Source organism: Erwinia persicina (genome assembly GCF_014838825.1).
Taxonomy (GTDB): Bacteria; Pseudomonadota; Gammaproteobacteria; order Enterobacterales; family Enterobacteriaceae; genus Erwinia; species Erwinia persicina_A.
Genome location: NZ_JACYMO010000002.1, coordinates 168,901 through 192,433, shown reverse-complemented (window position 1 = coordinate 192,433; position 23,533 = coordinate 168,901). Strand labels below are relative to the sequence as shown.

Annotated in this window: 18 protein-coding genes; 8 read left to right on the top strand and 10 right to left on the bottom strand. The window is 55.3% G+C overall.

Annotated features, from left to right (window positions below):
• Window positions 1–115 precede the first annotated feature (115 nt).
• The 3 genes from ldtD (at window position 116) to IFU29_RS06945 (ending at window position 3,373) form a co-directional block, all read left to right on the top strand.
• Window positions 116–1,966 (top strand): L,D-transpeptidase, encoded by a 1,851-nt coding sequence (gene ldtD / locus IFU29_RS06955; RefSeq protein WP_191933283.1) that lies wholly within the window; start codon window positions 116–118, stop codon window positions 1,964–1,966.
• Between the two features lie 187 nt (window positions 1,967–2,153).
• Window positions 2,154–2,702, top strand: a complete 549-nt coding sequence (locus tag IFU29_RS06950) for a YcbK family protein (protein WP_191933282.1) — start codon at window positions 2,154–2,156, stop codon at window positions 2,700–2,702.
• A 41-nt stretch (window positions 2,703–2,743) separates the two neighbouring features.
• Window positions 2,744–3,373 (top strand): MBL fold metallo-hydrolase, encoded by a 630-nt coding sequence (locus IFU29_RS06945; RefSeq protein ID WP_191933281.1) that lies wholly within the window; start codon window positions 2,744–2,746, stop codon window positions 3,371–3,373.
• 51 nt (window positions 3,374–3,424) lie between these two features.
• On the opposite strand, the gene IFU29_RS06940 is transcribed toward IFU29_RS06945, so the two are convergent.
• The 4 genes from IFU29_RS06940 to pncB form a co-directional block, all read right to left on the bottom strand.
• The gene (locus IFU29_RS06940; protein WP_191933280.1) at window positions 3,425–4,615 is read right to left on the bottom strand and encodes an amino acid aminotransferase; all 1,191 of its coding nucleotides are present in this window, start codon (window positions 4,613–4,615) and stop codon (window positions 3,425–3,427) included.
• Between the two features lie 188 nt (window positions 4,616–4,803).
• The gene (gene ompF / locus IFU29_RS06935; protein ID WP_274604283.1) at window positions 4,804–5,907 is read right to left on the bottom strand and encodes a porin OmpF; all 1,104 of its coding nucleotides are present in this window, start codon (window positions 5,905–5,907) and stop codon (window positions 4,804–4,806) included.
• Window positions 5,908–6,207: 300 nt separating this feature from the next.
• A complete protein-coding gene (gene asnS, locus IFU29_RS06930) occupies window positions 6,208–7,608 on the bottom strand; it encodes an asparagine--tRNA ligase (RefSeq protein WP_191933279.1) in 1,401 nt (466 codons plus the stop codon).
• A 166-nt stretch (window positions 7,609–7,774) separates the two neighbouring features.
• Complete coding sequence (gene pncB, locus IFU29_RS06925) at window positions 7,775–8,980, bottom strand: nicotinate phosphoribosyltransferase (protein ID WP_191933278.1); 1,206 nt, start codon at window positions 8,978–8,980, stop codon at window positions 7,775–7,777.
• Between the two features lie 264 nt (window positions 8,981–9,244).
• Here pncB and pepN point away from each other — a divergent pair, with 264 nt between their 5' ends.
• Window positions 9,245–11,860 carry an aminopeptidase N gene (gene pepN, locus IFU29_RS06920; RefSeq protein WP_191933277.1) on the top strand — a complete coding sequence of 872 codons (2,616 nt, stop codon included), beginning with the start codon at window positions 9,245–9,247 and terminating at the stop codon, window positions 11,858–11,860.
• 71 nt (window positions 11,861–11,931) lie between these two features.
• Here pepN and ssuB read toward each other — a convergent pair whose 3' ends face one another.
• The 5 genes from ssuB to ssuE are packed head-to-tail and all read right to left on the bottom strand — an operon-like array spanning window position 11,932 to window position 16,204.
• Window positions 11,932–12,720 (bottom strand): aliphatic sulfonates ABC transporter ATP-binding protein, encoded by a 789-nt coding sequence (ssuB, locus tag IFU29_RS06915; protein ID WP_191933276.1) that lies wholly within the window; start codon window positions 12,718–12,720, stop codon window positions 11,932–11,934.
• The gene (ssuC, locus tag IFU29_RS06910) at window positions 12,717–13,508 is read right to left on the bottom strand and encodes an aliphatic sulfonate ABC transporter permease SsuC (RefSeq protein ID WP_191933275.1); all 792 of its coding nucleotides are present in this window, start codon (window positions 13,506–13,508) and stop codon (window positions 12,717–12,719) included. Before ssuC ends, ssuB begins: the two co-directional genes overlap by 4 nt.
• 9 nt (window positions 13,509–13,517) lie before the next feature.
• Window positions 13,518–14,663 carry an FMNH2-dependent alkanesulfonate monooxygenase gene (ssuD, locus tag IFU29_RS06905; RefSeq protein WP_191933274.1) on the bottom strand — a complete coding sequence of 382 codons (1,146 nt, stop codon included), beginning with the start codon at window positions 14,661–14,663 and terminating at the stop codon, window positions 13,518–13,520.
• A gap of 15 nt (window positions 14,664–14,678) precedes the next feature.
• Window positions 14,679–15,638: a sulfonate ABC transporter substrate-binding protein gene (locus tag IFU29_RS06900; RefSeq protein WP_191933273.1), complete on the bottom strand. Its 960-nt coding sequence runs from the start codon at window positions 15,636–15,638 to the stop codon at window positions 14,679–14,681.
• Between the two features lie 14 nt (window positions 15,639–15,652).
• On the bottom strand, window positions 15,653–16,204 hold the full coding sequence (gene ssuE / locus IFU29_RS06895) for an NADPH-dependent FMN reductase (protein WP_191933272.1): 552 nt from the start codon (window positions 16,202–16,204) through the stop codon (window positions 15,653–15,655).
• 257 nt (window positions 16,205–16,461) lie between these two features.
• Here ssuE and pyrD point away from each other — a divergent pair, with 257 nt between their 5' ends.
• Entirely contained in the window at window positions 16,462–17,472 is a 1,011-nt protein-coding gene (gene pyrD / locus IFU29_RS06890) for a quinone-dependent dihydroorotate dehydrogenase (protein ID WP_191933271.1), read from the top strand.
• Between the two features lie 184 nt (window positions 17,473–17,656).
• The gene (locus tag IFU29_RS06885) at window positions 17,657–18,202 is read left to right on the top strand and encodes a cell division protein ZapC (protein ID WP_191933652.1); all 546 of its coding nucleotides are present in this window, start codon (window positions 17,657–17,659) and stop codon (window positions 18,200–18,202) included.
• A gap of 16 nt (window positions 18,203–18,218) precedes the next feature.
• On the opposite strand, the gene IFU29_RS06880 is transcribed toward IFU29_RS06885, so the two are convergent.
• Window positions 18,219–19,328: a YcbX family protein gene (locus tag IFU29_RS06880; protein ID WP_191933270.1), complete on the bottom strand. Its 1,110-nt coding sequence runs from the start codon at window positions 19,326–19,328 to the stop codon at window positions 18,219–18,221.
• Window positions 19,329–19,462: 134 nt separating this feature from the next.
• Here IFU29_RS06880 and rlmKL point away from each other — a divergent pair, with 134 nt between their 5' ends.
• The gene (rlmKL, locus tag IFU29_RS06875; RefSeq protein ID WP_191933651.1) at window positions 19,463–21,580 is read left to right on the top strand and encodes a bifunctional 23S rRNA (guanine(2069)-N(7))-methyltransferase RlmK/23S rRNA (guanine(2445)-N(2))-methyltransferase RlmL; all 2,118 of its coding nucleotides are present in this window, start codon (window positions 19,463–19,465) and stop codon (window positions 21,578–21,580) included.
• A 6-nt stretch (window positions 21,581–21,586) separates the two neighbouring features.
• A complete protein-coding gene (locus IFU29_RS06870) occupies window positions 21,587–23,503 on the top strand; it encodes an ABC transporter ATP-binding protein (RefSeq protein ID WP_191933269.1) in 1,917 nt (638 codons plus the stop codon).
• The last annotated feature ends 30 nt before the right edge of the window (window positions 23,504–23,533 follow it).

Here is a 23,533-nt window from a genome sequence, read left to right as displayed (position 1 = left end):
TACTCTGGACAACGGCATTTGCACGTATGAGGCAAATGCCGTTTTCTGTTTCTATACTTATAACAATGACTAATTACTGCTGGCTTCCCGTTCAGCAGACTAACAGGGAGCAAGGATGTTGCTGCAGAAATCGTTTTCCGCTCAGGCTGTCGCGCTGAGTTGTAGTCTGTTTTGCTGGATGGTCAGCGTAACGCCATCGGTGGCGGGCATCCCGCCTGTCTCAGCGTCGGTGACGCACCACGTCAGCGTGGCGCAAAGTGCGTCGCAGATTGCCGCACTGTACCCGCACGGCAGCGTGCCGTTCTATTTGAAAAATCTTGCGCCCCTTTATGCCAGCCGGAGTATGCAGCCGATGTGGCAGGACGGGCAGGCGGTACAGCAGTTTCAGCAGCAGTTAGCGGAAGTGGCTATTTCTGGCGTTCAGCCACAGTTTACCCAGTGGGTCAAACAGCTGACCGACCCCGCTATTACCGGGCTGGCGCGTGACGTGGTGCTGTCTGACGCGATGCTGGGTTATCTGCAATTCACCTCCAGCGTTCCCAGCAAGGGTGAAACCTGGCTCTACAGCAATGTGCCGTATAAAATGGAAGCACCGTCAGTGGCGGTGATCAATCAGTGGCAAAATGCGCTGGCGCAGGGGAACCTGAATGGCTTTGTCCTGTCTCTGGCACCCCAGCATCCGCAGTATGCGCGCATGCATCAGGCGCTGAAAACCCTGCTGGCCGAAAACCGGCCCTGGCCGCAGCTGACCGATAAGCAAACCCTGCGCCCCGGTCAGGTCAGCAATGACGTGCCTGCCCTCCGTGATATTCTGCAGCGTACCGGCATGATGTCACCGGCCAGCGAGCCGTCGACACCGGCAGAGGAAGTGGTGGGGCCGGTCGACGCTCCACTGGTGCATGATGATGACAATGCTCAGCCTGATGCGACAGCGCACCCCGCTAACGACAGCAGCGTCGTAGTCAGCCCATCCGCCGTGCAGACGGATAATCTGCCGCCTGCTGCCCCGCAAAACGTGGGTAACGTCGATGGTGTGGTAATACCGGTCAACAGCGATAATATTTACACCCCGGACCTGGTCGAGGCGCTTAAACGCTTTCAGACCTGGCAGGGGCTGGAAGCGGATGGGGCCATTGGCATGCGCACCCGTGACTGGCTTAACGTCTCGCCTCAGCGCCGGGCCTCCCTGCTGGCGCTGAATATCCAGCGTTTACGTCTGCTGCCGGACGATATGCACAACGGCATTATGGTCAATATTCCGAATTACTCTCTGGCCTACTACGTTAACGGCAATGAGATCCTCTCTTCACGGGTGATTGTGGGCCGTCCCGATCGTAAAACACCGCTGATGCGCAGCGCGCTGAACAATGTGGTGCTCAATCCGCCGTGGAATGTGCCGACCACGCTGGTGCGCAAAGACATTGTGCCAAAAGTGAAGCAGGACCCGATGTATCTGTATAAACACGGCTATACCCTGCTTTCCGGCTGGACGAGCGATGCGGAGGTGATTGACCCGTCCATGATCGACTGGAGCATGGTTTCGGCTGCCTCATTCCCTTATCGCATCCGCCAGGCACCCGGGCCGACCAATTCTCTCGGGCGCTACAAATTCAATATGCCGAGCTCGGATGCGATCTATCTGCACGATACGCCTAATCACGGCCTGTTCCAGAAAGATATTCGTGCTCTGAGTTCAGGCTGCGTCCGGGTCAACCGCGCCTCCGATCTTGCCAGCCTGCTGTTGCAGAACGTTGGCTGGGATAACTCGCGTATTTCCAGCACGCTGAAAGAAGGGGATACCCGCTTTGTTTCCATCCGCCAGCGCGTACCGGTGAACCTCTATTACCTGACGGCATGGGTTGCCGATGACGGACAGCCGCAATTTCGTACAGATATTTACAATTATGACAATACTGCCCGATCCGGTGCTCAGGCACTGACGCCAGCTGGTCAGTTATTGCTCTAACGGTTGATTAATCAGACATTCCCCTCGGGGGGCTGGCAGGAGATAAAACCGGTGGCGGGGTGATGACATCACACTCCGCGCCGGTTTTTCTTTTCGCGGGTTGACGTAGGTTTTTTCGCCGGGTAAGGTTCCGAACGGTGCGCCAACGTGCACTGTTCCGAATCATTAAGCCAGGTAATACTGATCCATGCATAAATTTGACTCTCATCGCCGTAAGTGGCTGACGTTAGGTGGCGCCGCACTCGGTGTAGCACTCCTCCCGGGGCAGGCTTTCGCCTCGCTTTCCACGTCCCGGCCGCGCGTATTGACGCTCAACAACCTCAATACCGGTGAAAACCTTAAAACGGAATTTTTTAACGGTAAAAGCTATGATAAGGATGAATTAGCCAGACTGAATCATTTTTTCCGTGATTACCGCGCAAATAAAAGTAAAAGTATCGACCCTCATCTCTTCGACCAGCTTTTCCGTCTGCAAACGCTGCTCGACAGCCGTAAACCGGTACAGCTGATCTCAGGCTACCGCTCCCTCGGCACCAACAATTCCCTGCGCTCTCATACCCGAGGGGTCGCCAAACACAGCTACCACACGCTGGGCCAGGCGATGGATTTCCATATTGAAGGGATCTCGTTAAGCAATGTTCGCAAAGCCGCACTTTCGCTGCGGGCGGGTGGTGTAGGATACTATCCGAGTAGTAACTTTGTGCATATTGATACCGGGCCAGTCCGGCACTGGTAAACGACATCCCGGCACCCTGTGGTGGCCGGTAACGGAGTATCATGGATTATCATATTATCCCGGTCACCGCGTTCGCACAGAACTGCTCGGTGATCTGGTGTACGCAAACGCGTGAGGCCGCGCTGGTGGATCCCGGCGGCGACCCTGAAAATATTAAGCAGCAGGTAGCAGCACTGGGTGTGACGCTGACCCGCATCCTGCTGACGCACGGGCACCTCGATCACGTCGGGGCCGCCGCTGAACTGGCCGCACATTATGCCGTTCCGGTGATCGGGCCTCATAAGGCTGATAAGTTCTGGCTGGACGGGTTACCGATGCAAAGCCAGATGTTTGGTTTTGCCGAGTGTCCGCCGCTGGAACCAGACCGCTGGCTGGAGGAGGGCGAAACTGTCCGGGTAGGGGAAACGGAACTGGAGGTTCTGCTGTGTCCCGGGCATACGCCGGGACATATCGTTTTCTTTGACCGTACCGGCCGCCTGCTGGTCTCGGGTGACGTGATTTTCAGCGGCGGTGTTGGTCGTTCTGACTTCCCGCAGGGCAGTCACAGTGACCTGATCGCCTCGATTAAGACTAAGCTGCTGCCCCTGGGTGATGACGTGACCTTTATTCCGGGGCACGGTCCGATGTCCACGCTGGGACGTGAGCGCATCAGCAATCCCTTCCTGCAATAGCGAATAAAAAAGGGTGACCACCCGGTGGGTGGTCACCCTCAGCTCACCGAATCACAGTACCGCGACAATTGCCTCGCACAGCTGAGACATATTATCCGGCGTCATGCCTGCCACGTTGACACGTCCGGAATTCACCGCGTACACGCCAAACTCCTCACGCAGACGCACAACCTGATCTTTCGTCAGGCCGCTGAAGGAAAACATCCCGTTCTGATTAATGATAAAGCTGAAGTCGCCTTTTGCGCCTTTTTCCTGCAGGGTATTAACAAACAGCTGACGCATACGCTGAATCCGTTCACGCATGCTGGTCAGCTCCTGCTCCCACAGGGCACGCAGTGCGCTGTTGTCGAGGATCGTGGCCACGACGGCAGCACCGTGCGCAGGCGGGTTGGAGTAGTTAGCACGGATGGTGGCCTTGACCTGGCTGAACGCCGTGTCGACCACGGTGGCATCAGCGGCAACCAGCGTGAAGGCACCGACGCGTTCGTTATACAGCCCAAAATTCTTCGAGTAAGAGCTGCAAACGATCAGTTCCTGATGGCTGGCGGCGAATGCGCGCAGGCCTTCAGCATCTTCTTCAAGACCCCGGGCAAAGCCCTGATAGGCAAAGTCAAACAGCGGCAGCCAGCCTTTAGTCAGCGACAGCTCAGCCAGCTGGGCCCACTGGGCCGCCGTAGGGTCGATGCCGGTCGGGTTGTGGCAGCAGCCATGGAACAGTACGATATCACCGGCCTGCGCTGCGCTCAGGCTGCTTACCAGCCCGTCAAAGTCCAGCGTATGCTCAGCAGCATCATAGTAATCATATTCACACACTTCCAGACCGGCAGCGGCAAACACGTTTTTATGGTTTGGCCAGCTCGGATTGCTCACCCAGATGCGCTTTGCGCTGGTCTGGGTGGCAATAAAGTCGGCGGCAATGCGCAGTGCGCCAGTGCCGCCAGGGGTTTGCGCAGTGCGGGCACGATGGCCGGAAATCAGTGCACTGTCTGCACCGAACAGCAGTTCCTGGGTGCAGCGACCAAAGTCAGCAATACCATCAATGCTCAGATAGTTTTTAGTGGTTTCGTTTTCCAGCAGATACTGTTCAGCTTTTTTAACGCTGGTCAGTACCGGCGTTTTGCCGGTTTCATCTTTATACACGCCAATGCCGAGGTTGATCTTATTTGGGCGGTCATCAGCGCGGAACAGATCGGCTAAACCAAGAATAGGGTCGGCGGGTGCAGCTGCAATACGTTCAAACATAGTCGAAGTCCGTTAGCTTAAATTAAAGCGAAGTGAGGACTCAGGTTACCGCCAGTAAGGGTAAATTACCAACCGTTTGCGTCAAAAAAACAGCAGAAAGGGACAAGGGAGGGGAGAAAAACAAAAACGGAGCCGAAGCTCCGTTGAGTGCACGGTTAATAGCGACCTGAGCCGCGATTAAAGGGCAATTAGAACTGGTAAACCAGGCCTACTGCTACGGTATCACCTGAGCCTATGCCCAGTTTGTTGTCATCACCGATCTGGTTGATGATGTAGTCAACGTAGGTAGACATGTTTTTGTTGAAGTAGTAAGACGTACCCACTTCGAAGTATTTAACCAGGTCAACATCGCCAACGCCTTCGATATCTTTGCCTTTAGTCTGAACATAGGCAATGGATGGACGCAGACCGAAGTCGAACTGATACTGTGCAACAAGTTCAATATCCTGAGTCTTGTTAGCGAAGCCAGAAACGTCAGTGCTCACGCCAGCATTGGTGATAGCACCTGAAATGCGGGTAGCGTTACGGCCTTCGGCATAAGACGCTGCCAGGTAAACGTTGTTTGCGTCATATTTCAGAGCAGTGCCCCAGAATTCAGCGCGGTCACCACGACCCAGGGTCGTTGCACCAGTGTTCTGCCCATTAGTACGGTCCTGAGAGCTGTATGCACCAGAGATGCCTACGCCGATCGGAGAAACGTATGAAGTGGAGAAGCCGTAGCCGTCACCGTTAGAGCGGGTGATATCGTCACGCTCGTTTTTGCCCTGGTACTGAACAGCGAAGTCCCAGCCATCAACCAGACCAAAGAAGTTAGTGTTACGGTAGGTAGCCACGCCAGTAGTACGGCTGGTCATGGTGTCAGACTGACCGAAATCACCACCAAATTCTGGCAGTACGTCAGTCCATGCCAGAGCGTCATACGCTACGCCGTAGTTACGGCCGTAGTCGATTGAGCCCAGGTCTTTCAGTTTCAGACCGGCAAAGCCCAGACGGGTTTTGTTACCAGTCTGTGCATCGCTGCCTTCAGAATTGTTAGCCTGGATGTTGTATTCCCACTGACCGAAACCAGTCAGCTGGTCATTAATCTGAGTTTCACCTTTGAAACCGAAGCGCACATAAGACTGATCGCCGTCACCAGCATAACCGTCATCATCAGAGAAATAGTGCAGACCATCAACTTTACCGTACAGGTCCAGCTTGTTGCCATCTTTGTTATAGATTTCTGCTGCGTTAGCGGCACCAGCAGCCAACAGTGCTGGGATCACTACTGCAAGAATGTTGCGCTTCATCATTTTGTTATTACCCTCATTGGAGTTATTTGGACACCTGCCACTGCCGTCAATAATTCTTTACAGAACTCTGATGAGAGTTTGGTGTCTTCCTGTGTCTGCACGCATCTTTCCATTCGTAGCCTGGTTAATCTAGCCCGAAAATGCTACTAATCTCTTATTCTGGTAACAAGAGGAAAATATGTATTACAAAATGTAAAAATCACGGAACTTTGTGAGTCATCTCTAAATTTACAAAAATAAAAAAAGGCCAGCTAGGCTGACCTTAGTATATATATGAATTTCTTATATTTAATGCAGAAATCAGAACGTCGCGTTGCGTGGGGTGCGTGGGAAGGCGATAACATCCCTTACATTCTGTACGCCGGTGACATAGGCGATTAATCGTTCGAAACCTAAACCGAAACCAGAATGGGGAACGGTGCCGTAACGGCGCAGATCGCGATACCACCAGTAATCTTCTTTATTCAGACCCATTTCGGCCAGGCGGGCATCGAGCACATCCAGACGTTCTTCACGCTGTGAACCCCCGATGATTTCACCAATGCCAGGAGCCAGCACGTCCATGGCCGCCACGGTTTTACCGTCGTCGTTCAGGCGCATGTAGAAAGCTTTAATCTCTTTCGGGTAGTTTTTCACGACCACTGGCGCTTTAAAGTGTTTTTCGGCCAGGTAACGCTCGTGTTCAGAAGAGAGGTCGATGCCCCATGACACGGGGTTTTCGAAAGTCTGGCCCGACGCCAGCAGGATCTCAACGGCTTCGGTGTAATCCACCTGGGCAAAGTCGGTAGTGACAAAACGTTCCAGACGCGAAATCGCCTCTTTGTCAACGCGCTCGGCAAAGAAAGCCATGTCATCAGCGCGCTCTTCCAGCACGGCCTTGAAAACATATTTCAGCATGGCTTCGGCCAGCGCGGCATTGTCTTCCAGATCGGCAAAAGCAATTTCAGGCTCCAGCATCCAGAACTCTGCCAGATGGCGGCTGGTGTGGGAGTTTTCCGCACGGAAGGTCGGGCCAAACGTGTAGATCTTGGAAATGGCGCTGGCGTAGGTTTCACCGTTCAGCTGGCCGGATACGGTCAGAAACGCTTCTTTACCGAAGAAGTCTTCGTCGAAATTGACTTTGCCTTCCGGAGTGCGCGGCAGGTTTTCTAAATCCAGCGTAGAAACGCGGAACATTTCACCGGCACCTTCCGTATCTGACGCGGTGATCAGCGGAGTGGAAACCCAGAAGAAACCCTGCTCATCAAAGAAACTGTGCAGAGCCTGCGCCAGGGTGTGACGCACACGGGCGACGGCACCAATGAGGTTAGTACGTGGGCGCAGGTGAGCGACCTCACGCAGGTATTCAATGCTGTGGCGTTTAGCCGCCATCGGATAGGTATCGGGATCGTCCACCCAGCCGACCACATCCACGTGGGTAGCCTGAATTTCAAAACTCTGACCTTCGCCCGGGGATTCAACAACTTTACCGGTGATAGCAACGGAACAGCCAGTGGTCAGACGTAAGACTTCATCCTGATAATTATTCAGAGAATTATTCACGACAGCCTGAACGGGATTAAAGCAGGAGCCGTCATAAACGGCGATAAAGGAAATACCGGCTTTTGAATCTCTTCGTGTACGCACCCAACCACGTACGGTGACTTCACTGTCAACCGCGACCCGGCCGTGCAGTACATCCGCTACTGGCACAACGCTCATAATAATTCTCTCACTATTAATTAATCTGAATTGAATACCCCGAATTTAGGGTCTTGCTATGTTACTTGCCAGCCGATGATAAACAAGCGAATTCCGGCAGCAGAAGCAGATTTCTTTGGCGGGGGAGGGGATCGGGGGCCGGGATGGGGCGGCCCCCGCAGAAGGACTAGCTGGCTTTCTTCACCAACGGCAGGTCAAACGCTTTGCGCAGGGCACGCACAAAGGCTTTATCCTGGCAGATTGTTTTTCCCGGGCTGTCGGACAGTTTAGCGACGGGCTTGCCGTTACACTCCACCAGTTTAATAACAATATTAAGCGGCTTAACCTGAGGAATATCACAGGTCAGGCGCGTACCAATGCCGAAAATAACATTAATTCGCTGGCCGAAGTGGCGATAAAGTTCCACCGCCTTTTCCAGATCCAGATTGTCAGAAAAGACCAGCGTTTTGGTCAATGGATCGATGCCCAGCTGTTGATAATGAGTAATCGCTTTCTCCCCCCACTCCAGCGGGTCGCCGGAGTCATGGCGCAGTCCCTGATAGGCACTGGCAAACTCCAGACCGAAATCACGCAGGAAGGCATCCATAGTAATGCAGTCTGTCAGGGCAATACCTAACTGATCCGGGTACTCCTCCAGCCAGGATTGCAGGGCGGCGCGCTGGCTGTTGGCCAGTACCGGGCTGATCTGCTGGTGCGCCTGGAACCACTCGTGCGCCTGGGTACCTACCGGCATAATCTGTTGCTGCCGGGCCATTTCATAGTTGCTGGAGCCGACCAGCCAGGGAAATTCCTGCTTCAGCGTACTGACTATCGCCAGGTGAACATCATGCGAGAAGCGGCGGCGGGTACCGAAATCCATCAGGCGGAAGCGCGACATATCCAGACCGGCGGTGATCTCATTAAACTGCGCCAGCTTCAGTTTCAGCTGACTGACCGCCATGTCTGGCGTGACCTGCGGTGAACGATGGCGGTGAACTACTTCACTGATCAACGCCAGTAGGGGCACTTCCCACATGATCACTTCACGCCACGGCCCGCTGATGCGGATATCCAGCTTTCCCTGGTGATTGCGCACGCGAACCTGCGCGGGATCGTATCGGAAGGTACGCAGCCAGTTGAGATAATCCGGGGTGAAAAACGGCAGCCCGGCAAGATAGGTAAACTCATCCTCCGTCAGCGTCAGCGCGGCCATCATGTCGATTTGCTGTTGAATTTCATCGACATAAATGCCCAGCATATCATCACCCCGGCAGCGAAACTCGGCGGCCACCGTGACATCGTAATAACGATGGAACACCGCCTGCTGCATATGAAGCTTATAGGCATCGGTATCGAGAAGCGTAGTCAAAATCGGGGAAGCGTGTCGTGTCATGGTGCGTTTCAGCATCCTCTGGCGAAGAGCGTTATCCCTGGTTCAAATGAAGAAAAAGTCGCAGGAGTATAACCCGAATACGTATTTATTGAACCCGATCACAGCACAATTCAGTCGGGGTGGTCGAGGACAATCTGTGCGTTTGTTAATGAAATGTACCATTTCACCCGAAAGGCAGCGTTTAAGGATGATTCAACGTGGCAACCTGGTGATAACAGGAATAGACTTGAAAAGGTTAACTAATTATCGACGTGAGAAGGACTTATGACGCAACTGCCACAAGCCAAGAATCGCCATGACTATCGTGCCCCGGATTACACTATTACCGACATCGAACTGACGTTTAATCTGGATGCCACCACCACTCAGGTCACCGCCATCAGCCAGATTAAACGCCTGGGAGCCAGTGATGCCGACCTGCGTCTGGACGGTGAAGATCTGACGCTGATCTCGCTGCACGTTAACGACCAGCCGTGGCCACATTACCGGCAGGAAGAGGGCGCGCTGATACTCCAGCAGTTGCCGGACGCCTTTACGTTAAAAATCGTTAATGATATTCATCCTGATAAAAATACCGCGCTGGAAGGGTTATATAAATCCGGTGAAGCACTGTGTACCCAGTGTGAAGCTGAAGGTTTCCGCCATATTACCTGGTATCTTGACCGCCCGGACGTGCTGGCCCGCTTTACCACAACGATTATTGCTGAACAGGCACTCTATCCTTACCTGCTCTCTAACGGAAACCGTGTAGACGGCGGGCAGATGGAAGATGGCCGTCACTGGATGAAGTGGCACGATCCCTTCCCGAAACCCTGCTATCTGTTTGCCGTCGTGGCCGGCGATTTCGATGTGCTGCGTGACAGCTTCAAAACCCGTTCGGGTCGTGACGTTGCCCTGGAGATCTTTGTCGACCGGGGCAATCTTGATCGCGCTGACTGGGCGATGACCTCGCTGAAAAACAGTATGAAATGGGATGAAGAGCGTTTCGGCCTGGAGTATGACCTCGACATCTTTATGATTGTCGCCGTCGACTTCTTCAATATGGGGGCAATGGAAAATAAAGGGCTGAACGTCTTTAACTCCAAATATGTGCTGGCCAAAGCGGAAACGGCCACCGATAAAGACTACCTCGGCATTGAGGCGGTCATTGGTCACGAATACTTCCATAACTGGACCGGTAACCGTGTCACCTGTCGCGACTGGTTCCAGCTCAGTCTGAAAGAGGGGCTGACGGTCTTCCGCGATCAGGAGTTCAGCTCTGACCTGGGCTCCCGCGCGGTTAACCGCATCGATAACGTGCGTGTCATGCGCGGCTCTCAGTTTGCGGAAGATGCCAGCCCAATGGCGCATCCGATCCGTCCTGAGCAGGTGATCGAGATGAACAACTTCTACACCCTGACGGTGTACGAAAAGGGTTCAGAAGTGATCCGCATGTTGCATACCCTGCTGGGCGAAGCGAACTTTCAGAAAGGGATGCAGCTCTATTTCGAACGTCACGACGGCAGCGCTGCGACCTGCGATGATTTTGTCCAGGCGATGGAAGATGCCTCTAACGTTGACCTGTCACAGTTCCGTCGCTGGTACAGCCAGTCGGGTACCCCCGTGCTGTCCGTCCGTGACGACTACAACCCGGAGCTGGAGCAATACACGCTGCACGTCACACAGATGACTCCGCCGACGGCCGACCAGAAAGAGAAGCTGCCGCTGCACATTCCGCTGGACATCGAGCTGTATGACGGTGAAGGTAAGGTTATTCCACTACAGCATAACGGCCACCCGGTCCATCACGTGCTGAATGTGACCGAATCATTCCAGACATTTGTCTTTGATAAGGTGTATTTCCAGCCGGTGCCTTCTCTGCTGCGCGAGTTTTCTGCGCCGGTGAAGCTGGACTACAACTGGAGTGATGCCCAGTTAACCTTCCTGATGCGCCACGCCCGTAATGATTTTTCCCGCTGGGATGCAGCGCAGAGTCTGATGGCGAACCATATCAAGATTAACGTTGCCCGCCAGCAGCAGGGGCAGCCTCTTTCCCTGCCGTTGCACGTCGCGGATGCGTTCCGTGCGGTGCTTCTATCTGAATCCACCGATCCCGCTCTGATGGCCTTGATCCTGTCACTGCCCGGTGAGAATGAGATTGCTGAGCTGTTTGACATCATCGACCCACAGGCCAACGCGGTGGTGCGTGAAGCCCTGGTCCGTACGCTGGCGACCGAGCTGGAAGATGAGCTGCTGGCGGTGTATTACGCCAGTCAGACACCAGAATATCGCATTGAACACGCAGATATCGGTAAACGCTCGCTGAAAAACGTCTGCCTGAGCTATCTGGCCTTTGCCGACGCGGCTCAGGCCGACAGGCTGGTCAGCGCACAGTATCACCACGCCAATAATATGACGGACACCGTGGCGGCGCTGTCGGCCGCTATCGCGGCACAACTGCCGTGCCGTGCTGCGCTGTTAGCTGATTTTGATGAGCGCTGGCATCAGGATGGCCTGGTGATGGACAAGTGGTTTGCCCTGCAGGCGACCAGTCCGGCGGCCGACGTACTGTCTCAGGTACGCGCCTTACTTCACCATCGCTCCTTTACTCTGAGCAACCCGAACCGTATTCGCTCCCTGATCGGGGCGTTTGCTTCGGCAAACCCGGCGGCGTTCCATGCGGCGGACGGCAGTGGCTATCAGTTCCTGGTAGAGATCCTCAGCGATCTTAATACCCGCAACCCACAGGTAGCGGCGCGTATGATCGAGCCGTTAATTCGCCTCAAACGCTATGATGCCGGACGTCAGGCGCTGATGCGTAAGGCGCTGGAACAGCTGCAGGGGCTGGATAAACTGTCTGGCGATCTGTTTGAGAAGATCACCAAGGCACTGAATGCCTGATCCTGACGGGCGGAAAATAAAATAAAAAAATGGGCGATAATCCCGCCCATTTTTCTTTATATCGTTACCTGTCAGCCGTGCGCATATTGTGCTTGTTTTTGCACTGGCTGGCGTTTCATCACGCGATCCAGTACCTCCGATTCCAGTTCAGCCAGCCTGACCGACCCTTTACGCCGTGGTCGAGGCAGATCAACGGAGAGATCCAGTCCGATATTCCCTTCCTCAATCAACAGTACCCGGTCGGCCATCGCTACCGCTTCACTGACATCATGCGTCACCAGCAGTACGGTAAAGTGATGCTCCTGCCAGAGGGATTCAATCAGATCCTGCATTTCGATACGGGTTAAGGCATCCAGCGCGCCAAGCGGTTCATCCAGCAGCAGCAGGCCAGGACGGTGTATCAGTGCACGGGCCAGCGCCACACGCTGTTTCTGACCGCCTGACAGCGCGGCGGGCCACTCCCCGGCGCGGTCGGCCAGGCCAACGGCATCCAGCGCGTTGAGCGCCCGATCTCTCCAGGCTTTTCCCTTCAGGCCCAGGCCAACGTTGTCGATCACGCTTTTCCACGGCAGTAGTCGGTCATCCTGGAACATCAACCGGATATCCTCCCGCGCCTCGCTCAGGGGGGCGCTACCAGCCCGAAGTTCGCCGCTGCTGGCTTTCTCCAGCCCGGCCAGCAGGCGCAGTAGGGTGCTTTTGCCACAGCCGCTGCGCCCGACCACGGCGACAAACTGCCCGGAGGGAATATGCAGGTCAATATTATTCAGCACCGTGCGCTGGTTATACTGTTTGCTGACGCCGCTGATTGCCAGCGGCGTACCGGCATTAAGACGCGCCGGAGACGGGGTGAACTCGCTCATGCGTTTTCCTCTTTTAATTGATACGCCGGATGCCAGCGCAGCCACACGCGTTCCAGCAGCAGTGCGCTGACGTCAGCCAGTTTGCCCAGCAGGGCATAGAGAATAATCGCCACCACGACCACATCCGTTTGCAGGAACTCACGGGCATTCATCGCCAGGTAGCCGATACCGGCATTGGCTGAAATGGTTTCCGCAACGATCAGCGTCAGCCACATCAGGCCTAGCGCAAAGCGCACACCGACCATAATGGAGGGCAGGGCTCCGGGCAGCACCACCTGAATAAACAGGCTCCAGCCTGACAAGCCATAGCTGCGCGCCATTTCCACCAGCCCGCGATCGATATTGCGGATACCGTGATAGGTGTTGAGATAGATCGGAAACAGCGTGCCCAGTGCTACCAGGAAGATCTTGGCCGACTCGTCAATGCCAAACCACAGGATCACCAGCGGGATCAGCGCCAGATGGGGCACATTACGCAGCATCTGTACTGAGGTATCCAGAAGCCGTTCGCCCAGTCTTGACATACCGGTAATTAATCCGAGTACCAGACCAATTGAACCGCCAATGCTGAATCCCACTGCTGCACGCCAGCTGCTGATGGCGAGGTGTTGCCACAGCTCACCGCTGGCCGACAGCTTCCAGAAGGTGACAATAACGGATCCCGGCGACGGCAGAATCCGGGTGGAAAGCCAGCCCAGCTGGGAGGCTAACTGCCATACTGCCACCAGCAGAACGGGTAACGCCCACGGCAGCAGGCCATTACCGATACGATTCAGGCTTTTACTCATGGCTCACCTCTAACTCTGCGACACTTTTTGTGGGGCGAAATCGTGGGCGACCTGTTCACCGTGTGCCTCAACCCGCTGTGGTTGCGGTATCTCCGGGATAGCCAGATCCAGATGCGGGAAGAGTAATTCACCCACGCGCCAGGCTTCTTCCAGATGCGGATAGCCGGACAGAATGAAGGTCTCGATGCCCAGATCGGCATATTCCTGCATCCGCGCAGCGACCGTCGGGCCATCGCCCACCAGTGCGGTCCCCGCGCCCCCGCGCACCAGGCCGACGCCGGCCCACAGATTCGGGCTGATCTCCAGCTGGTCACGCTTACCGCCGTGCAGCGCGGCCATGCGTTGCTGGCCTACAGAGTCTGTTTTCGCCAGCGCAGCCTGTGCTTTCGCGATGGTGGCATCGTCCAGGTGGGAAATCAGACGATCGGCGGCCTGCCAGGCCTCTTCATTCGTCTCGCGCACGATCACATGCAGACGAATGCCAAAGCGGACTTTACGTCCCTGTGCAGCCGCTTTGGCCTGCACCTGCGCAATTTTTTCTTTCACCTGTGCAGGCGGTTCTCCCCAAGTCAGATAGACATCGACCTGCTCGGCGGCCAGGTCCTGTGCCACTTCAGACGAGCCGCCAAACCACAGCGGCGGGCGTGGCTGCTGTACCGGCTTAAACATCAGGCGTGCGCCGCGTACGTGAATATGTTTACCTTCATAGTCCACCGTTTCGCCTTCCAGCACGCGTCGCCAGACGCGGGTAAATTCGGCAGACTCGGCGTAACGTTCACGATGATCCAGAAAAACGCCATCCCCGGCCAGCTCTTCCGCATCGCCCCCGGTGACCAGGTTAAACAGGGCCCGGCCGTTAGACAGGCGGTCAAGCGTCGCTGCCTGGCGGGCAGCCTGAGTCGGCGAAATCACGCCAGGGCGCAGTGCCACCAGGAAGCGCAGACGGCGGGTCACCGGGATCAGCGACGCAGCCACCAGCCAGGCGTCTTCACAGGAGCGACCTGTCGGGATCAGCACGCCCCCAAACCCCAGATGGTCGGCGGCCTGGGCGATTTGTTGCAGATAGGCATGATCTACCGGGCGCGCCCCTTCGTTAGTGCCTAAGTATTTCCCATCACCGTGAGTGGGAAGAAACCAGAAAACGGAAAGACTCATTGTGTTACTCCTCAGTCAATGGGGGGAAGGGCCATGCCAGATGCGGCTGGAGATATCGACTTTCACCGGCATCAGGTGGCTGCTGTAAAAGAGATCGGCGGTCTGCTGCTGTGCCCGTGCTGTCTTATCACTCACCAGGGTGATGGTGGTCGGCGGGCGATGATCGAAGTAGGTTGAGATTACCGCTTTTGGCAGCCCCATCGCCTGCGCCAGCAGGTCAACGCTCTGCTCACGCTGGCTGTGGGTCAGGGCATCGGCCTGGCTGAAGGTATCCAGCACCTGCTGCAGGAATGCACCGTTTTTCTCGGTGAAGGGCCGGGTTGCCAGATAGAAGGAACCGGTCAGGTTGAGCGTGTCACCATTCTTCAGCACACGAACGCCGCCCTGCTGAAGGGCCGCAGAGTAATACGGGTCCCAGATGGCCCAGGCATCAACATCGCCCTGCTGGAAGGCAGCGCGGGCATCCGCTGGCGTCAGAAACGCAGGCTGAATATCGTTGAAGCCCAGACCCGCCTCTTTTAACGCGCGTAACAGCAGGTTGTGGGAGCTGGACCCCTTCTGAAAGGCCACTTTATGGCCCTTGAGATCGGCCACCGTTTTCAGCGGACTCTCTTCGCGTACCAGAATCACCTCCGCTTTTGGCTTGGGGGGTTCCGAACCGACATACAGCAGATCCGCCCCGGCGGCCTGGGCAAAAATCGGCGGAATATCACCCGTACTGCCCAAATCAATACTGTTGACGTTCAACGCTTCCAGCATCTGGGGCCCGGCGGGGAACTCCACCCATTTAATCGTGGTGTGAGGAAAGCGCTTCTCCAGTAGCTGATGTGATTTTGCCAGTACCATACTGACGGAGCCTTTCTGATAGCCGATTCGAATCGTTGCCGGCGCATCCGGGGAGGCTGCCGCCACGGCCTGACCGGCCAGCATGCCTGTGATGAATAGCGTGGTGATGAAGCGGGAAAACAGTGTCATCGCAACTCCCCTGTTCAGACGGCGGTGGCCAGCGGTTGATGCCGGCGCGCCAGAGCATGCCAGAAGGTATCGATTGACTCTGCCAGCCGTTCGGCGAGTATCGGTGTCAGCTCAGGCGTCCGGTCGTAGTGGCTGATTTGCGTGTCATCAGCAAACACACCGTGCAGCACTTCCTGCGCTTTCAGCGCATTCAGTACCGGCTTAAGGGCGTAATCGACGGCCAGCAGATGAGCGACGGTGCCACCGGTTGCCAGCGGTAACACCACTTTGTGTTCCAGGGCGCGCTCGGGCAGCAGATCCAGCAGCGTTTTTAACGCGCCGGCAAAGGAGGCTTTATAAACCGGCGTAGCGACGATCAGGCCGTCAGCGGTGTTGAGATCTTCCTTCAGGGCCAGCAGGGCGGGGGAGTCAAAGCGGGCGTACAGAAGATCTTCAGGATTGAAGTTATGCAGGTTCCACGGTATGACCTCGACACCTCGTTTTTCCAGCGCATGCTGGCAAATTGTCAGCAGCGCGGTGGAGCGGGAAGGAAAACGGGGGCTTCCCGCCAGAGTAATAACGCGCATAACCTCTCCTTATAACTAAAAGTTATTGATAACCAGAATTCAAGAACCGATGACTCATCCTGACAGAGCCCGTTTGGACGCTTAAATGATTTATCCGGCATATTTTTGCCGTTTTGCACATAAAGCCTGGGGGAAGGGGGAGTGAAGGGCGAAAAAAATCGTTATTCAGGCGTGCTTTTGCGCCAGGTCATTTCCCTTTAACCGAGGAAACCGGGATAATACGACCCCGATTTTCCATCGGGACCTCAGGAGTGACCATGTATTACCCTTTCGTTCGTAAGGCGCTGTTTCAGCTCGATCCTGAGCGTGCGCACGACCTGACTTTGCAGCAGTTGAAGCGCCTCTCCGGCACCCCGCTGATCGGCCTGATCCGCCAGTCGCTGCCTTTTAAACCGGTAACCTGCATGGGGCTGACCTTTAAGAACCCTCTGGGTCTGGCCGCAGGCCTTGATAAAAACGGTGAGTGCATTGATGCGTTCGGCGCGATGGGATTTGGTTCCATTGAAATAGGCACGGTCACCCCGCGCCCACAGCCGGGGAATGATAAGCCACGGATGTTCCGCATCGTGGCAGCGGAAGGGATCATCAACCGCATGGGCTTCAATAATCTTGGCGTGGATAACCTGGTTGAGAATGTCAAAAAAGCCCACTTCGACAGTATACTTGGCATTAATATCGGCAAGAATAAAGACACCCCTGTAGAGCAGGGTAAAGAAGATTATTTAACCTGTATGGACAAGATTTATGCCTATGCCGGTTATATTGCCATCAATATTTCCTCGCCTAACACACCCGGACTTCGCTCTTTACAGTACGGTGAAGCGCTGGATGATTTACTGGGCGCGGTGAAACAGCGGCAGAATGATCTTCAGCAGATCCATCATAAATATGTTCCTGTGGCGGTGAAGATCGCGCCGGATCTATCAGAAGAAGAATTGATCCAGGTGGCTGACAGTTTAGTGCGCCATGAAATAGACGGTGTGATTGCGACCAATACCACGCTGGATCGCGATCTGATAAAAGGATTAGCGCATGCGGAAGAAGCGGGTGGATTAAGCGGCCGCCCTGTCCAGTTACGCAGCACGGAGATCGTCCGCCGTCTGGCTCAGGAATTACAGGGTCGCATTCCGATTATTGGTGTCGGCGGCATTGATTCACTGGTTTCAGCGCGTGAAAAAATCGCGGCGGGGGCATCACTGGTACAAATATATTCCGGATTTATTTATAAAGGCCCACCGCTGATAAAAGAAATTGTGACTCATCTCTAGGTAAAATCTGAGTTAAATATGCCAGGGGCTTTATTTTCGCCTCTGGCTCGTTTATATTTTGTTCTGTTCACACAATATTCAAAATTTACAGAGGGGACTGAGCGCGTAAAGTTAACCTCTGCTTTCCGGAAAAATGAATTAAACCTCCGGCTACTTGTCACTCAGTATTAATACAGGAACCATGATGAGGATTAAACCAGACGATAACTGGCGTTGGTTCTTCGACGCAGAACACGACCGGATGATGCTCGACCTGGCTGATGGTATGTTGTTCCGTTCACGCTTTCCGCGCAAAATGTTAACGCCTGACGCCTTTGATGTTTCTGGTTTTTGTGTCGATGATGCCGCGCTGTTTTTCACCTTCGACGAGCGCTGTCGTGATGCGCCGCTCAATGCCGATCAGCGTGCTGAACTGGTACTGAATGCGCTGGTAGCCACCCGTTTCCTCAAGCCGTTGATGCCCAAAAGCTGGCACTTTGACAGCTATATTCAGGGGAACTGGCGGCCGGGAGACGGTGAACTGGTGAATGTCAAAGTGTCTGAGAGCGGAGAAACGGGCACACTGCTGGTGGTCGAGTCCGGCGACAGCGCCGCCCTGTGCCTGCTGGCCCAGCCGCAACTGAGCGTGGCGGGTCGTGGCATGGTGCTCGGCGATGCGATTAAAATCATGCACGACCGTCTGCTGCCTCAGGCCAGCGCTGACGGGATCCGCTTTGCCCGCGCGGTATAAGCTACCGCGCTCAGCATTAACGCAGCACGAGATCGCCCGCCGGAATACAGCTACAGCTCAGTAGTGTGCCATCCTCACGAACTGCCCCTTTTTTCAGCGCGGTCACTTCCCCACTGACACGCGTCACCTTGCAGCTTCCGCAGATGCCCGACCGGCAGGAATAGGGGATTTTGATGCCCTGCAACTCCAGCTGTTCCAGCAACACCAGCTGATTATTCCCGTTAAAATGTTGTCCCTGCCAGCAAATGTCCAGGGTGCGGGTCGCAGAACTTTCTACCGTCAGCGTCTCGGTCACCTGCCCGGCACCGTAAGCGCGTGGCGTATGGGTGGTCAGTATCTCAACTTCATCCCCCACCCGAACAATACCGCTGCTGCGCGCCACCAGGTTAAGGCCAAAGTCAATGTCACCGCTGCCATCCTGTGCGCTGCGAAAACGTTGTAAGGTATTGAGCGGTTCGCCTGCGGGATGTTTGCGCCCGTGCTGAGGGCTGATGGTGGTCAACACACAGCGGCTACACGGCTTGGGCACATCAAAAATAATCTCCCCAATGCGCAGAGACGACCAGCTGTCCTCTGCCCAGGCACTGGCACCGCTGACGACCAGGTTAGGCCGGAACTGTTCCAAACGCACGCCGGCAGGGCAGCGCTGTTGCAGATCGTGCAGTGAGGCGTCGTTGACCAGCAAAAACGGATAACCATCAGCAAAGCCCAACGGTACCCTATCCAGATCTTTAACCCGGCGGGTCATCTCCATCCCTACCCAGCGCAGTTGCACCTGGCGAGGGAAAAAGCCACTCAGCCACTGGTTAATATTTTCCGGCGCAATCTGCGCCGTAAATTTGTTCCCCCACACTTCTGTGGGGGCCGGTATTTCCTGAAAATCCGCAAAGCGCACGGTTGCGCTGCTGCCATCCGGTGCGGTGAGATGCAGTCCATCAACAATCAGCGCCGGGGTAAACAGCACCATCTCCGGATACTGTCTGGCGGTAATAAAGGTGCCATCCGGTTCGGTCAGCATAAAGATACGATCAAAGGCCAGACCGCTGGTCAGTGCCTGCGCGTGGGACACCTGCATCCCGCGCAGGGATTTCACCGGATGAACAAATAAACGAGACAGGTTGATCATGGCGATTCTCCATTGCGCCGTGCCGCTCACCCGGTTCTTTACAGGGTTTTTGCAGGAATAAGCGCTAACTTTATGACATGCCGCCATGATTAGCTATAATGCGCAGCAATTTTCTGATGACGATAAGTGACGCTATGAATTCTCTGTTTGCCAGTACGGCGCGTGGGCTCGAAGAGCTGTTAAAAAGTGAACTGGAAGCCCTGGGAGCGCAAGGCTGCCAGGTGGTCCAGGGCGGCGTACATTACCAGGGTGACGATCGTCTGATGTACCAGAGTCTGATGTGGAGCCGTCTGGCTTCACGTATTCTGCTGCCGTTAACGGAATGCGGTGTCTACAGCGACCTCGACCTCTATCTTGGGGTACAGGCGATTGACTGGCCTGCCATGTTTGGCAGTGATCAAACCTTTGTGGTGCATTTCAGCGGCCTGAATGAGGTGATCCGAAACAGCCAGTACGGCGCACTGAAAGTGAAGGATGCAATCGTCGACAGCTTTACCCGTAAAAACCTGCCGCGCCCGAATGTCGATCGTGAACAGGCGGATATCCGCGTCAATGTCTGGCTGAATAAAGACACCGCCAGCATTGCCCTCGATCTCAGCGGCGATGGCCTGCATCAGCGCGGCTATCGTCAGCAGACCGGACAGGCACCGTTGAAAGAGAATCTGGCTGCGGCTATCGTGCAGCGTTCCGGCTGGCAGGCAGGCACGCCGCTGGTCGACCCGATGTGTGGGTCCGGGACGTTACTGATTGAAGCCGCGATGATCGCCAGCGATCGTGCGCCGGGCTTGCAGCGTAAACACTGGGGCTTTACCGGCTGGAGCCGCTTTAATCAGCCGCTGTGGAGCGATATCACCCGCGAAGCGCACGAACGTGCGGCGAAGGGGTTGTCTGAAACCACCTCACGTTTCTACGGGTATGATAATGATTCACGCGTCATCGAGCGCGCACGTGCCAACGTCCGCAACGCCGGGCTGACCGATCTGATTACGTTGACTGCCCAGGATGTGCTGAAGCTGACCAATCCCCTGCCGCAGGGTGAGACGGGGACCGTGCTGAGTAACCCACCCTATGGGGAGCGACTGGACAGTGAACCCGCACTGATCGCGCTGCACAGCCAGCTGGGGCGTATTATGAAAACGCACTTCGGTGGCTGGAACCTGTCACTGTTCAGTGCCTCGCCCGAGTTGCTGAGCTGTCTGCAGCTGCGTGCCGATCGCCAGTTTAAAGCGAAAAACGGTCCACTCGACTGTGTACAGAAAAACTATCAGTTGGCAGAGAACCCAGGCGGGGCGTCGGCCGGCCAGTTGGCGGAGGATTATGCTAACCGCCTGCGTAAAAATTGTAAGAAGCTGGATAAGTGGGCGCGTCAGGAGGGTATCGAGTGTTATCGCGTGTATGATGCCGACCTCCCGGATTATAACGTGGCGGTAGACCGTTACGGTGACTGGGTGGTCGTGCAGGAGTATGCGGCACCGAAAACCATTGAGCCGGCAAAAGCCCGTCAGCGCCTGTTTGATGTCATTGCCGCGACCCTGAGCGTGCTGGAACTGCCCGCCAATCGCCTGGTACTGAAGACCCGCGAAAAGCAGAAAGGGAAAAGCCAGTATCAAAAACTGGGCGAAAAGGGCGATTTCTTCGAGGTGAGTGAGTTTAACGCTAAGTTATGGGTTAATCTGACGGACTATCTTGATACCGGCCTGTTCCTCGATCACCGTGTCGCCCGTAAGATGCTCGGGCAGATGAGCCGCGGAAAAGATTTCCTGAACCTGTTTGCTTATACCGGCAGCGCCAGCGTGCATGCCGGGCTCGGCGGCGCGCGCAGCACCACTACTATTGATATGTCACGTACTTATCTGGAGTGGGCAGAGCGCAATATGCGCCTTAACGGTCTGTCCGGGCGTCAGCACCGCCTGATGCAGGCTGACTGCCTGAGCTGGCTGCGCGATGCCGATGAACAGTTTGACCTGATCTTTATCGATCCGCCGACGTTCTCTAACTCCAAGCGAATGGAGGAAAGCTTTGACGTTCAGCGCGATCATCTCGATCTGATGAAAGATCTCAAGCGTATCCTGCGTCAAGGCGGCACCGTTATGTTCTCGAATAACAAACGCGGTTTCAAAATGGATCTGGCCGGACTGGAAGCGCTTGGCCTGGCTGCAACTGAAATCACCGCGAAAACCCAGTCACAGGATTTCGCCCGTAACCGTCAAATTCACAACTGCTGGCTGATCGTTCACGCCGGTAAGGAATAAGTTTTTATGTCATTAATCAGTATTCATGGCGCCTGGCTCTCATTCAGCGACGCGCCGCTGTTGGATAACACTGAACTGCACATCGAAGAAAACGAGCGTGTCTGTCTGGTTGGCCGTAACGGGGCGGGTAAATCCACCCTGATGAAAATCATTAACCGCGAGCAGCCACTTGATGACGGACGCATCATTTACGAACAGGATCTGGTGGTAGCGCGCCTCCAGCAGGATCCCCCGCGTAACGTGCAGGGGTCGGTGTATGACTTCGTTGCCGAAGGTGTGGAAGAGCAGGCCGAGCATCTCAAGGCCTATCACGCCATCTCTCATAAAGTCATGGAAGATCCGAGTGACAAGAACCTCAATGAGATGGCGCGCCTGCAGGGCATTCTTGACCACCAGAACCTGTGGCAGCTGGAAAGCCGTATTCACGATGTGCTGCAACAGATCGGCCTGGATGGGGAAGCGGACCTCTCCTCATTATCCGGCGGCTGGCTACGTAAAGCGGCCCTCGGCCGTGCGCTGGTCAGTAACCCGAAAGTACTGATGCTGGATGAGCCGACGAACCACCTGGATATCGAAACTATCGACTGGCTGGAAACGTTCCTGAAAACGTTCCAGGGCAGCATTATCTTCATCTCGCATGACCGTTCGTTTATCCGCAACATGGCAACGCGTATTGTTGACCTTGACCGCGGCAAGCTGGTGTCCTGGCCGGGCGACTACGACCTGTATCTGACCAGTAAAGAAGAAGCACTGCGCGTGGAAGAGATGCAGAATGCCGAATTCGACCGCAAGCTGGCGCAGGAAGAAGTGTGGATCCGTCAGGGGATCAAAGCCCGCCGCACGCGTAATGAAGGGCGTGTGCGCGCGCTGAAAGCGCTGCGTCGCGAACGTTCCGATCGCCGTGAAGTGATGGGCAAAGCCAATATGCAGGTCGAAGAGGCCTCCCGTTCCGGCAAGATTGTCTTTGAGCTGGAAAACGTTGACTACTCCGTGGGTGGTAAACAGCTGGTACGTAATTTCTCCCGTCAGGTCCAGCGTGGGGATAAAATTGCGTTGATTGGCTCTAACGGCTGCGGTAAAACCACCATGCTGAAGCTGATGCTGGATCAGCTGAAACCGGACAGCGGCCGCGTGCATATCGGTACTAAGCTGGAAGTCGCCTACTTCGATCAGCACCGCGCCGATCTGGATCCGGACCGCACGGTCATGGATAACCTGGCGGAAGGCAAACAGGAAGTGATGGTGAACGGTAAGCCACGCCACGTGCTGGGTTACCTGCAGGAGTTCCTGTTCCATCCGAAACGGGCGATGACACCGGTGCGGGCGCTGTCCGGCGGTGAGCGTAACCGCCTGCTGCTGGCGCGTCTGTTCCTCAAGCCGAGTAACCTGCTGATCCTCGATGAACCGACCAACGACCTTGATGTGGAAACGCTGGAACTGCTTGAAGAGCTGGTGGACGGATATCAGGGTACGGTTCTGCTGGTAAGTCACGATCGTCAGTTCGTCGATAACACCGTAACAGAATGCTGGATCTTCGAAGGCAACGGCGACATCGGGGCATTCGTGGGCGGCTATCACGATGCCCAGCTGCAGCGCAGCGCGTTTAAACAAAATCGTCTGGCGGCAAAGACCAGTGCATCGACGCAGCCACGCCAGGACAACACAAAAAGTGAAACGGCTAAAAAACCGGCTGCTAAGTTAAGCTACAATTTGCAGCGGGAGCTGGAGCAGCTGCCGAAGAAAATGGAAGAGCTGGAAGGCCGCCTGGAGGCCTATCAGGCACAGGTTGCCGATGCTAACTTCTTCAATCAGCCGCATGATGTAACTCAGCCCGTGCTGGACTCACTTGCTCTGGCTGAACAGGAGCTGGAAGTCGCTTTCGAGCGTTGGGAATATCTTGAGTCGTTAAGTAACGGCGCCTGATTCTGCTGTTCTGACATTACCGAGGGTCAG